The following is a 13,211-nucleotide window of genomic DNA, read 5'->3' as shown; positions in this document are numbered from 1 at the left end:
TCCCTCCCATATTAATCATCATAAGACACACTATATTCAATCTTTTTACCTCTAAGAGCTTCTGTAATTTCTAAACTTTTATCTGTTCCTACTACTTCATCATTAGCTATCCATTCATATTTTATTTTGCCTTCATCTAAATCAACCTCATTACCGTTTGCATCAAAACCTTGAACTTCTATTATAGAAATAGTTCCACCAACGCAAAGATCACCTTGCATTCCTGAAGTCAAATTAACAACTTTATTAACCGTAACTGCTGCCTCTGTAGTAGCTCCTGGTATTACAGCTGCATCAGTTGTTATTTCTGTATTCGTTAAAACAAGAAAATCATCTGTTTTCTTTATTAAATCTGAATCACCATTTATTGTCGCTGCTACTCCCGTAGTAGCACTACCCTCCATATTGCTTTGATTTGATGTTGTATCTGCAAAAGCAGATATATTTGGTACACCTCCTATTGCCATCAACATTGCTATTAATCCTGATATAATTTTTTTCTTCATTAACTCTCCTCCTAACCTGTAGTCAAAGTTTTTTAGTATAAATTTTTATTCTTCAAAAAATTGTGCAAAAAAATAGGCCCGTTTTATTCTGGCCTAGGTTTACACAATTTTGAATTTAACAAGTACTTTATTGCTGGAATCATTACAAATTCTGCTTTTATAAAAAAATGTATTTCATATAAGTTGTTTTTCTCCTTTCTAATGTCAACTTTTAAGCCTTAGTTGACATACGCCTTATTTTCCTGAATCCATTGTAAATAAAAGATCTTCAGCTTTTTACCTCCTGTTTTCAGTTTATTTGTGCCCCCCTGTTAGATACGGGGGGCTAATAATATGCAGGCGTGGCTTCGCCACACCTGCAAGCAGGTCAGGAATCACCTGCGGCTTTCGCTTCGCACGCCGCCTGCTCTTCCTGCCTGCTTCTTGTTGTTTTAAACTTTTTTAACTAAAACCAATATAAGACACTCTCACTTGCCCATCTTCTACGTTAATATTAAACTCAAACCTTATAGGATATTCTGCCTTTGTTTGCCCATAATCTAAATAAACACTGCAAATCGTGTCAGCAGTAAATTCAGAAAAAACACTTTGTAATATTCTAGCACCAGATGCTTTACAATACTCTGATGCCTGCTCTTCAAAATCCTTAATGTACTCATCATAGCCTATAATTTCCTCAACATTTTCAATAGAATATACTTCTTGCATTAAATTAAACACCTCCAAATTTTAATCAGCTTTCTTTCTCCGTTTTTACAATCAATTTACTTATTTCATCTAAGAAATCATGACCTTTGGGTACAAGTGGAGTATAAAATTCAGATATTACACTAGTACCAGTATCTACATACCCCCTTCCCTTAATTTGCTTTAAGAAAAAATTTTTTTCAACCTCGCCAAACATCATATTATATCCCATTTCAGACATACGCCCTAAAGCTACACGAAAATTAAACTGATCCCTCATTCCATCCCCAAGATATTTAGCATCTGGTCTTTGACAAGCAAGAATCAAAAAATATCCGGACTGTCTTCCAAGCATAACAATTTGTTTTAATTTATTAAGAACAACCGCACTTTCCTTACTTCCCAGCATTTCCATAAAAGCAACATATTCATCAAAAACCAAAAAATTCGCAGCTAATCCCAAATAAGCATAATTTTCTCCTGTTTTATATCCCTTCATCTGTTTCATGTCCTCATTACGCTTCATCATTTCATCATAAAAGTTATCAATACAGACAATCATATCATCCCTTTTATAATAGACATTAGGCATAACAACTTCCAAATCTGCAAGGTCCGAATTCTTTGGATCAAGAACATAAAGTATAGAATTAGTACGCAGCAAAGCTTCAATTAAAGTTAAAATGAAATAACTTTTTCCTCCACCTGTACCGCCTGCAATAAGCATATGAGGCAATTTATCATATTCCCACCAAATATTTTTCATTAGTCTTAACTTTCCATATTCCGCCTGTACATCTTCAATAGAAATACGATTTGCTATTGTATCATAAAGCAGCGTATATTCTACATAAGAATCTTTCAATTCCTTGTCAGTAATTTCACAATATAGACCACTTTCAAGCTTCTTTTCAAGATGTAATAGCTGATCTTGATATTTACCCATAGTAATTTCTACTTGAATATGAATCAAACCATTTTTTAGCTTATAGTACATCTTTGGAAAATGAGTGATTTTTTCTTTTGTTTTGCCAGAATGTAGATCTTTAAAAAAACTGTTTGATTGTACCTGTTCTGCTTCATACCATTTATTTTCTAGTATCATTCTTGCTAATTTTTGTCGATGCATTAGCTGCTTAATTCTGTCATATTGAAAACGGTAATATAACCATGCCGAAAATGAACTTACTCCTGTTGCAAAAATCACACTAAACACAAAATAAGCAGTAATCTGGAACTGAAAAGTACCATTTTTTAAAACACTTACACTTCTCCAGTTTATATGCAATATTTGTTTTGCATTAATTAATAAAAACGCTATACTAAAAATTACTGTTAATGAAGCAGCTGCAAAATTAAAAACCAGCGATTTATCGCTGGTTTTGATTCTCTTTCCCCTATTTTTATAGAATTTCATTATTTATCTTTAGCGAGAAAGTGTATATTACCGAATTTCTCACTAAATCTCACTTCCTTCCATTTTATCTCTTTTTAATACTTAATATGTGTTATTTTGCTTTTAAATTAATATAAGAGATATTTTAATAAATGGTGGAGTTAATTATGGCATATGTTTTTAATGATGAAAACTTAGCTTATAAGATTAAATAATCTCCAATTCCTAATTTTTTTTGCATACAAGTGAAGTATTTTGTTTATTTGTCTGATACAGAAAGTAAAATACCGGGAAAATTTATGCTATGGTCTAAAAGCATTTCAGATAATCTATGCCTTAAAATTATCAAATAATTATTTTAACAAGAAATTATACCCAACAGAGAATTATAAGTTTTTCTGTTGGGTACAACTTTATCATATAAGTTATATGTTAATTGCTTAAATCTTTACCGTTAGTAGAAATAACTTTTTTATACCAATAGAAAGAGTCTTTGCGATAACGATCTAAGGTCTTTAAATCAAATTCATCTCTATCTACATAGATAAATCCATAACGTTTAACCATACCTTCATGGGTAGAAATTAAATCGATAGCAGACCATGGGCAATACCCCATCATCTCAACTCCATCTGTAATAACTAAACGAAGCTGTTCTATATGTTTTCTTAAATATTCAATACGATATGGATCATGAATTGAACCATCTTCTTCTAATTTATCATAAGCTCCTAAACCATTTTCAGTTACTATTAATGGTAATCTGTATCTTGAATAAATTTCTCTAGCTGTAGCTCTAAAACCTTCCGGATCGATTTCCCATCCAAATTGTGTTGTTTGTAAGTTAGGATTTTTAAAGCCCTTACATACGCCAGGTTCATCCATAGCTCTTTGCTGATCCTTTGTACTACCTACGCCACCTTCAATATTAAACGCTTCTACTGTAGCTGTACTGTAATAATTGAATCCAATAAAATCTGGCTTTCCAGAAGCTAAAATTTCCATATCTCCTTCTAGAATTTCTGGAACTGCATCATTTTCTTCTAAAAATGACCAAACTAAATTGTTATATTTTCCATACACAGCCATATCTAAATATAGCCAGTTACGAATTGCATTTAAATTTTGAGCAGCTAAATTATCCTCTGGTTTACAACTTGCAGGATAAACCACTGATATATTAGGTGCTGGTCCAATTTTAGCATTTGGAATCATTTCATGACATAAGGCCATAGCTTTTGCCTGGGCAACTAACATGTGATGGTTTTGTTGATAAAGTTCTCTTCTTATGTTATTACATCCTTCAGGTATCATTGTAGTACCAATAACATCACCCATTAATGTTAATACATTTTGCTCATTAATAGTTAACCAGTACTTAACTCTATCACCAAAATTTTCATACATAACTTTTACAAAGCCTACAAACCAATCAATTGATTCTCTTTTAGACCAGCCGCCACGTTTATCTAGCGCTGCAGGCATATCAAAATGGAACATTGTAACTAAAGGGATAATATTGTATTTTAAACATCCATCTATTAAATTATTATAATATTCTATTCCTTTTTGATTTACTGCACCAGTTCCTTCTGGAATTAATCTAGACCATGAAATAGAAAAACGATAAACCTTAAAGCCCATTTCAGCCATTAAAGCAACGTCCTCTTTATAACGATGGTATTGATCTGCACAAACATCTAATTCTGAAGTTCCTTCTGGTACTTTTTTTACATCCTGACAAGATGGTCCTTTACCATCAATTAAGTTAGCCCCTTCAACTTGATAGGCAGATGTTGAAGCTCCCCATAAAAAATCCTTTGGAAAACCTTTTAAATTCTTATGAAACATATAATAACCTCCATCGCATGTTATATTTATTCAATTAAACAAATCAAATATAAAATTTAGTAAAGTGATTTTCATTCTTTTCCATTACTATACCATAATTAATTCTACATTTGTTTTCTTTAGCTTATTTAGTAACACATGTTTATTATTAGGTATTTGTTTTTTTATAATACGCCTTGTTTTTTATTTTAAAGTTTGGCTACGTTAAAAATAGAATTGATAATATACTATATATTAATGGAAGTCGTTTAAAAAGCTCCCGCAATACACATTCTACAACAGAACTGAATCTTTAAATTATATTACATTAACTCTATAAATGGTAGTTACATCATTTGCTACTAAACTCTCCTTATTTTCAATTTGTACTCTTTTTTCTAAATTTATATCTTGACTTTCAGTATCTGTCAAAGCAACAAGACCTTGAGATAATCCAATAGTTGCTACAATCAATGAAGCGGTAAATTTTGATATAATTCTAATTTTTCTCATTTTATTTACCCTTTCCATTGATGAAATATCTTATTTTTGATGTAAAAAAATAAACTAATGCTGATTTTGCATTAGTTTATTAATTATTTAATTGTCTACACTATATTTCTGATTTTATTCCTGTGATTTTTGTTTTTCCTGTGACTTCTGACTTTGATTAGTAAAAGAAGACTGCTTCTTTAAAACAATATCTTGCGCTTTAAGATACCAGTCCACGTTCGCTCCCTGAAAAGTAGCATTTGCAACAGTATCTGCTAAAGGATCTATAATCTCAACTTCTGCGTTGTAATCAAATTCCTTTAAAGACACAGTGGCCGGAATACTAACTTGAATCATTCTTCCTTGCCCTCCTGACTTTAAATCATAGGTACGTTCCTTGATTTCACTTGATGGCGTACCATCTTCATTCTGTACGTATACCTCACGTCTTAAAGCAGAAAATTTTAAATTTCCAAATGTAGCTTCTTTATCAATAACAATTCCATTTGCTAATCTCATATTAATTTCTCCTTCTTTCCTTATGCTTATATCATGTCATCTGCATGAAGAATATAATTTGTAAATCCACGCTCTCCAATTCTATAACCTTCTGCGGTAATTCGTGGATTAATAAGCTTTACCTTTTTTTCAACTTCAAAATGTTTCTCTCCTGCTTCAACTGGAAGAATAACAACAATATCATCTGCCCTCTGAATATCTGAATATAAATTGTAGCTACGTGACAAAATTGTATTATGCCCATTTACTCTTCTTTGTTCAATATTACCTTCACCAGCATATTCTAAATTTCCGAATGTCTTTTCCATGTTTGGGATCACATATTTTAGTTCCATATTTTTTTACCTCTTTCCCTTTTTATTTAAATTTAGATAATTTACTTCTAATGCTTCTATTCTGCTTAAAAAAACACCTAATTTCCTGTTTATTTAAGTAAATATCAATTAATCAAAATAAGAAAAATTTTATTAGTCTTTGATGGAGGTGAACGCTCCTTATTTTTTCTCTGTATTTGAATCACTTCCTTTATAATTTTTTTCATAAAAATAGATCACATTATGGATATAACTGCCATATTGTGATCTTCTATATTTTTTAATATTATAAGAAAACATCTAATTATTATTTATAATCATATTTCAAATTTATTTGACTCATCATAATGAATTTCTTATTAAGTTTTAGAATCATTAAATAACACTACTTTATTTCTCCCACTGTTTTTTGCTTTATATAATGCGCTGTCAGCATTTTTAGGTAAATTCTCAATTTGATTTGTCAGTTCAGGATATGACGATATTCCAATTGAAATTGTAACTTTTATAACCTCGCTATCTGAAATATAAAAATTATTATTTTCAACATTCTGCCTTAATCTTTCTGCGATTTTAAAAGCTTTAGATTTCGAGCAATCTAATAACATTATAGAAAACTCTTCTCCACCCATTCTAGATACTACATCATAGGTTCTACATGTATCAAGAAAAATCTTTGCTAAATCCTTTAAAATAATATTTCCTGCACCATGACCATAAGTATCATTTATTCTCTTAAAAAAATCAATATCTATAATTAACATAGATAATTCTTCGTTTTTGCGTATAGCCAATCGAGAAAAACTATTAAAACTATCGTCAAATTGCCTTACATTATTTAATCCAGTTAAATAATCTTTTGTTGCTTCTTTTTTTAATCTTTGGTAAACCTCAATTGTTTCGATTATATAATCCGTATATTTAATTGAAAGATAAGAAACTATTACATATCCCAATATGAATATTATCAATGATCGGAAAATTAATATTACATTTTTTAGTGCTATAAATGAGGAAATTATTGATACCATGCTTAAAAAAAACATAGAATAAGCATATTTAATTTTTTTTGATAACTTTAATGAAGCAATAAATCCAAATCCAATTCCTATTAGTAATGCATCTATTAGCCCAATTATTGATACACTTGAGATTCCTAGAAATAAAAATCTAAAAACTCCTATCACAAGAGAAGCAATAATTGAAGGTAAAATCCCACAATAAAAGGCCATTAATAAAATTGGTATATACCGAAAATCAATAATTACATCATTCGTAATTTGTACACTACTTATCATTAATATTATACCTAGTATACCATTGCAAAATCCAAAAATAATTTTTCTATTCAATGACAAACTTTCAAAAATATTTTTATCTCTAGAAAAATGTTGAATTATACTTAAAAATGCAATTAAAATGCATGCATTTTGAAAAAAACCTAATACCATTTTTTCTTCCTCTTTCACAGTAATTAATTTAATTGAGTTCAAAATTTAATATCCATCTTTGCTATAACATAGTTATAAATTAATTAATTATATATGTTAAACTATAGTAAAAAGCCAAATTCTCAGTATGAAAATTTGGCTTCTTACACATAGTTATAAATATTAAGTTGCAATATTATAATATTTAATCTACTATATTTAACGTGTTTCTACACTCCATATCAATAACTAGAGAAACGTTAATACACTTTTTTAACTATTTATACAGATGTTCAGTTTTTAAATAATTTAACTGCCTGTTTCATTTTATTAATAATATCTACACCAAACGGGCAATTTTTCACACATAAACCGCATTCTATGCATTCACTTGCATGGTATTCTAATAAGTCATAATGATTCTTTAACGTCTCTGGAACACTTTCTTGAATTAATGCTAAATCTAAATATCTATTTATCGATGCAATATCTATTTTTTTTGAACATGGAGCACAATGACCACAATACATACAATGCCCGCTAAATGAACTTCTTGGAGCATTTGCAAGAACTTCGCTATAATCCTTTTCTTCATTACTTGCGGAACTATATGCTGCTGCTGCTAATATTTGATTGGTATCAGATACTCCAACCATTACAGAAGCAACTGCTGGCCTTGTCAGGCAGTAATGTAAGCATTGCACTGGAGTCAGTGCTTTTTCAAAAGGAGATTCTTTATCACTTAATAGCACTCCAGCAGCATATCCTTTCATAACAGTTAAAGCAACTCCTGCATTTTCACAAATTTGATATAACTTATCACGTTTTGGATCAATTCCCTCATAGGCTCTATCTTTAAAAGTATTTTCTTCAAATAGTATATTTACATCCTCACTGGCCGGTAACATATCATAAGCAGCATTAATGCTAAATAAAATCACATCAATTATCCCCGTTTCAACAGCCCTAAAAGCAATATCTGGATTATGAGTTGATATTCCTATCGACTTAAGAACTCCTTTTTCTTTTAATTGTTTTGCATATTCAATTATTTCTCCATTAAAAATACTATTAAAATCTTTCTGATCATCAACATAATGAATCATTCCTACATCCACATAGTCTAATTTCATTCTATTTAAAAAGTCTTCATATGCAGTAACAACTTCATTAATATTTCTAGTACGTCTATATTGTCCTCTATCCCACATAGAACATAAATGTCCTTCAATAACAAAACTATCTCTAGGATATTTACTTAATGCTTTTCCAACATTACTTCTAACTTTCGGATTTGAATTATATATATCAATAAAGTTAATTCCCTTATTGATTGCACAATTAATAATTGTTTCACAATCTTCATAACTTTTATTTTCAAATCCCTCTCCACCAATGCCGATATTACTTACTTTAATTCCTGTTCTTCCTAAAATTCGATATTCCATATTACTCACCTCATAACCAACATATCACTTTAAGTTAATTCAAATACAATATGTTTTATATTCCAAAAACTCTTTACACTTTTTTGTTTCTAAATAAGTGCAAAGAGAATTTATTTAATAATTTTTTATTTGTAATACATAAAATTAAACATTTATTTTTTTAATTCATTTTCCTTCGGAACTAACGCTTTGTCATATCTTTCTATTTTATAATTAAGACGATCCAATGTTTTTTTCATGTCATCTATTTTTTCTGTCAGTTGTCTACGTTGCTCACTTAATAGCTCTTTTCTAGTTTCAATAGTTTCATCGCCCTGCTGAAACAAAGTAACATACTCAATTAATATTTCTATTGGAAGCCCCGCTCCTCTCATACACTTTATAAATTCTACCCACTTGCAGTCCTCTTCTGTATAATCTCTATTTCCACTCTTATTTCTGTCTACTCCAGGTATTAATCCTATACGTTCATAATAACGAAGTGTATCTTGTGAAAGATCAAATTTTTTACTTACTTCTGCAATTGTCATATGATCTCACCTCCTTCTGACAATATAACACTTGAAGTTCAGTCCAAGTCAATATTTTCTATCTTTTGTCTATTAAATTGCATGGAATTTCGTCCATCTTCCACTTAAGTAACGGTATATAAAAATTAGTGCTTTAACAATCCAATCAATAAACATAGCCACCCATGTGCCAAACATCCCCATATTGAAATGCATACATACTATATAAGCTAATGCAATACGGCAAAAAAACATAGATAGAATTCCAACGATCATAGGAAATTTCGCATCTCCTGCTGCACGAAATGTTACAGGTAAAGTATATGCAAGTGGCCAAATTAATACCATAACTATTCCGTGACTCCAAACAGTTTGTGTAGTCAAAGCTGTCGCTGCTTCGGATAAGCCATAAACTCTTAATATACTTGGAAGCAATGCAAGTACTACTGTGCAGCTTATTATATGAGCCATATATACAATACCAATTATTTTTCTAGTGTAATATTTAGCTTGTTCATACTCACCAGCACCTATGCATCTGGATATGATTACAGTTAATCCAAGCCCAATTGCCATACCAGGAAGTACTTGAAACATAACAATAGTCCCTGAAACTGCGTTTGCAGCTATTGAAGCTGTTCCAAAAGTAGCTACTAAACTTAACACTACAATTCTTCCAAAATAAAACAAACCATTTTCTAATCCATATGGAATACCAATGCCTAATATTCTTCTGAGCATTGGCCAATTAAATTTATGCTTTAAACTTCTCTTTAAATATATTGGTTGCCTTTTATTAAAAGCTAATATTATAACAATAACCCCAGCTGCAACACGTGCTATTGTAGTTGGCACCGCAACTCCTTCAATTCCAAAGTGAAATCCATAAATTAGTACTGCATTTCCTATTGCATGTGCTACATTCATAACAAACATTATCTTCATAGGCAACTTTGCATTACCCATGGTACGGAAGATTGCCGCTCCAACATTATATAATGCAAGAAACGGAATGGATATTGTTGTAATCATCAAATATATATTTGCATCATTACGAACTTCCTCTGTTATCGTTCCAAAAAGACCATTTAAAATAAGTGGTTTTATCAGATAAATAATAAGCATTATGCTAATTGAAAATACAGCAGCAAACCATACTAATTGATTAGCTGCTTCTCTTGATTCTTTCAACTGCTTTTTTCCTAGATATTGTCCTGCAATTACAGTACCTCCAGTAGCTAGTGCTGCAAATACGCTTATTAATAACGCCATTACAAAATCAACTAAGGATACACCAGACACAGCAGATTCCCCAACTGATGATACCATAATTGAATCTGCAAGTCCCACCAAATATTCTAAAAACTGTTCTATTATAAGAGGTATGAATAATTTAAATAAATTCATATTCGTAAATAATCTTTTTTCAGTTAAAGATTTTTGTTTCAAAATTTTATTCCCCATATTTTATCCTTCTTGTGTCTTCATATTTTCATATTTCAATTTCATAGCCTAATTTCCATTAATTTTCTTATCTACGAATATAATGTTTAGACATAAAAAATCTACTTCTTTTCATCCTTCATGAATAGTTAAAGAAGAAAACCTTATGGTATTAAATCAAGTTTTTTCAACCATTTTTCAAGATCTTTGCCCGCTTTGTCAGAGCTACTGCCTCTGATCGCCAAACCTGATAAAACATTGCTATTTGGGCAAAGTTTCTTAATATCACGTTCACTGTTTCCCATTCCACTACCTTCATGGGTGCAATATGGAACAATGGTCTTTCCTGAAAAGTCATATGACTCTAAAAGCGTAAATACCGCCATAGGCATTGTTCCCCACCAATTGGGATATCCTAAATAAATTACATCATAAGAATCCATATTATCTACTTTTTGTGTAATTTCAGGTCTGGTATTTTCCCTTAGTTCTTTCTTTGCTACATTTGTTGTTTCTGTATAATCTTCTGGATAGGATTTTACTGTTTTTATCTCAAACATATCACCTCCTGTTAATTCATGTATTTTATTTGCTAATACTTTTGTATTTCCGATTTTAAGGTTTACAATCTTGCCTCTCGCATAATTATTTCCTTTTCGTGAAAAATAAGCAATAAGACTTTTTGAATTTTTCATTTTACCATTCCTCTCTAATTTTCTATATTTTCTCTACTGATGTCACATTAGACAATACTAATCATTTTATTTATCTGAATACCAATGTCTTATTTAAATTTATTGTAATACTCATCTGTTACCGGCTCTAACCATTCTGCTGGCCCCTTCGACATATCTCCTTCAATTGCAAGATGAACAAACCAACTGTCACCTGCAGCACCATGCCAGTGTTTTACGTTTGGAAGTATTTCTACTACATCTCCTGGATGAAGTTCTCTTGCATCTTTTCCTTCTTCTTGATACCATCCTCTTCCTCCAGTAACTAAAAGAATTTGTCCCCCAGGATGCTTATGCCAGTTATTACGGCACCCTGGTTCAAAAGTTACATTCCCAATTGGACATTTTAATGGACTATCGAATGGTACTAACATATTAAGGTAACTCGTACCTATAAAATATTTTGCAAATGCCTCTGAAGCTTTCTCACCTTTTGAGAAAATTACACTATTATTTAAATTATTTGAATTATTCATTGTTCTATCTCCTTAATTTTTAAATTACAAATACTTATTAAAACTTTATAGATTAATTAATAACATTTCTTCCTAACAATAATGCACCAGTTTTGATTCAAGTGCATTAAGATCAGTCAATCAATTATTACAAGCACATCTTAAAGATTTTTTCAATATCCTGTTCATTAAGCGGTTTAAATCCTGGCAGAACACCACCTGCACAGGCTTTCCTTGCCATTACGCTAAAGTTTACAGCATCAATATCTAATTCTGTAAAAGTACTCTTTAAATCTAATGTTTTAAAGAAGAAGTCAGATAACATATCAATACTTTTCTTTGCAACTGCCATAGGTTCCATATCCTTATTAATGCCGAATACATTACATCCAAATTGATAAAATTTTGATACTGTTGTTTCATCTAATGTATATTCCATCCAACGTGGTGTAAGTATAGAAAGCCCTAAACCATGAGTGATGTCATAGATTGCAGACACTTCATGTTCCATTGGATGACAGCTCCATGCCTGCCTTTTGCCTCCGTTTATAAAACCATTGATAGCCCACGATGATGCCCACATCAAATTTGCACGAGCTTCATAATTTTCCGGTTCTTTCATTGCAATTGGAGCATATTTAATGACGGTTTTCATAAGCCCTTCTGCAACGCTATCTAACATATATAAATCTTGATTCATATTAAAATACACTTCCATAATGTGAGACATAATATCTGCTGCACCACATGCAGTCTGATATGGACTAACTGTGTAAGTATTAGTTGGATCAAGGAAAGACACTTTTGGAAGTAGCATAGGATGAATGTAACCAATCTTATCTTTTGTTTCCAAATTACTGATAACACCACCTGCATCCATTTCTGAACCAGTCGCAGCCAGTGTCAGCACTGTAACTATAGGAAGACAATTCGTAACAGGTGCTTTATTAGTAAGAATATCCCATGAATCACCATCGTAAAATGTAGCTGCACCAATAAACTTAGTAGCATCTATTGTAGAACCACCACCTACAGCTAGTAATACATCAATTTTTTCCTTCTTGCAGATTTCTGCACCTTTATTAACAGATGTAACACGTGGATTTGGTTCAATACCTGAGAATTCAAATAATTCAAGTCCTGCATTTTTAATTTCTGCTGCAATCTTGTCATATAATCCTATTTTTTTAATTGATCCTCCTCCATAAGTAAGCAACACGCGTGTGCCATACTTTTTTAACTCTTCTCCTAAATTTCCTCCAAGTTGATCTTTTCCGAAATATACCTTTACAGGTATATCGTAAATAAAGTCGTTCATTTCATAACTTCCTTTCTATTGTTGGTTTGTTAAAGTTTTATTTAAAATATATTTCAATCTTTTATACTGCCCTTAATCAATCCAATGCTCTTTTTTAATCAAGTTTATCTATATTCTCAAAATAGTAAAT

At 31.0% G+C, this 13,211-nt stretch carries 14 protein-coding genes; all 14 read right to left on the bottom strand.

From position 1 onward, the window contains the following. Positions 1 to 11: 11 nt before the first annotated feature. Positions 12 to 506 (bottom strand): hypothetical protein, encoded by a 495-nt coding sequence (locus CDLVIII_RS12295; protein ID WP_009169771.1) that lies wholly within the window; start codon positions 504 to 506, stop codon positions 12 to 14. Between the two features lie 441 nt (positions 507 to 947). Beyond that, positions 948 to 1,214, bottom strand: a complete 267-nt coding sequence (locus CDLVIII_RS12290; protein ID WP_009169770.1) for a hypothetical protein — start codon at positions 1,212 to 1,214, stop codon at positions 948 to 950. 25 nt (positions 1,215 to 1,239) lie between these two features. Next, complete coding sequence (locus CDLVIII_RS12285) at positions 1,240 to 2,610, bottom strand: FtsK/SpoIIIE domain-containing protein (RefSeq protein WP_009169769.1); 1,371 nt, start codon at positions 2,608 to 2,610, stop codon at positions 1,240 to 1,242. A gap of 411 nt (positions 2,611 to 3,021) precedes the next feature. Further along, positions 3,022 to 4,440, bottom strand: a complete 1,419-nt coding sequence (locus tag CDLVIII_RS12280; protein WP_009169768.1) for a glycoside hydrolase family 1 protein — start codon at positions 4,438 to 4,440, stop codon at positions 3,022 to 3,024. A 297-nt stretch (positions 4,441 to 4,737) separates the two neighbouring features. Next, positions 4,738 to 4,932, bottom strand: coding sequence for a hypothetical protein (locus CDLVIII_RS12275; RefSeq protein WP_009169767.1), 195 nt, complete (start codon positions 4,930 to 4,932; stop codon positions 4,738 to 4,740). A gap of 114 nt (positions 4,933 to 5,046) precedes the next feature. Continuing rightward, positions 5,047 to 5,430, bottom strand: coding sequence for a YdcP family protein (locus CDLVIII_RS12270; RefSeq protein WP_009169766.1), 384 nt, complete (start codon positions 5,428 to 5,430; stop codon positions 5,047 to 5,049). Between the two features lie 26 nt (positions 5,431 to 5,456). After that, on the bottom strand, positions 5,457 to 5,765 hold the full coding sequence (locus CDLVIII_RS12265; RefSeq protein ID WP_009169765.1) for a YdcP family protein: 309 nt from the start codon (positions 5,763 to 5,765) through the stop codon (positions 5,457 to 5,459). Positions 5,766 to 6,103: 338 nt separating this feature from the next. Next, positions 6,104 to 7,213, bottom strand: coding sequence for a diguanylate cyclase (locus CDLVIII_RS12260; RefSeq protein WP_242835905.1), 1,110 nt, complete (start codon positions 7,211 to 7,213; stop codon positions 6,104 to 6,106). A gap of 254 nt (positions 7,214 to 7,467) precedes the next feature. Further along, positions 7,468 to 8,622 (bottom strand): aldo/keto reductase, encoded by a 1,155-nt coding sequence (locus CDLVIII_RS12255; RefSeq protein WP_009169763.1) that lies wholly within the window; start codon positions 8,620 to 8,622, stop codon positions 7,468 to 7,470. Between the two features lie 152 nt (positions 8,623 to 8,774). After that, entirely contained in the window at positions 8,775 to 9,152 is a 378-nt protein-coding gene (locus CDLVIII_RS12250; RefSeq protein ID WP_009169762.1) for a MerR family transcriptional regulator, read from the bottom strand. 72 nt (positions 9,153 to 9,224) lie between these two features. Continuing rightward, positions 9,225 to 10,595: an MATE family efflux transporter gene (locus CDLVIII_RS12245; RefSeq protein ID WP_009169761.1), complete on the bottom strand. Its 1,371-nt coding sequence runs from the start codon at positions 10,593 to 10,595 to the stop codon at positions 9,225 to 9,227. A gap of 143 nt (positions 10,596 to 10,738) precedes the next feature. Continuing rightward, positions 10,739 to 11,269, bottom strand: coding sequence for a flavodoxin (locus CDLVIII_RS12240; protein ID WP_009169760.1), 531 nt, complete (start codon positions 11,267 to 11,269; stop codon positions 10,739 to 10,741). Positions 11,270 to 11,358: 89 nt separating this feature from the next. Beyond that, entirely contained in the window at positions 11,359 to 11,784 is a 426-nt protein-coding gene (locus CDLVIII_RS12235; RefSeq protein ID WP_009169759.1) for a cupin domain-containing protein, read from the bottom strand. A gap of 127 nt (positions 11,785 to 11,911) precedes the next feature. Further along, entirely contained in the window at positions 11,912 to 13,081 is a 1,170-nt protein-coding gene (locus CDLVIII_RS12230; RefSeq protein WP_009169758.1) for an iron-containing alcohol dehydrogenase, read from the bottom strand. Between the last annotated feature and the right edge of the window lie 130 nt (positions 13,082 to 13,211).

Origin of the sequence: Clostridium sp. DL-VIII (assembly GCF_000230835.1) — a bacterium.
Lineage (GTDB): Bacteria > Bacillota > Clostridia > Clostridiales > Clostridiaceae > Clostridium.
Note: the sequence above shows the minus strand (reverse complement) of the source record. Positions and strands in the feature narration are given on the sequence as shown.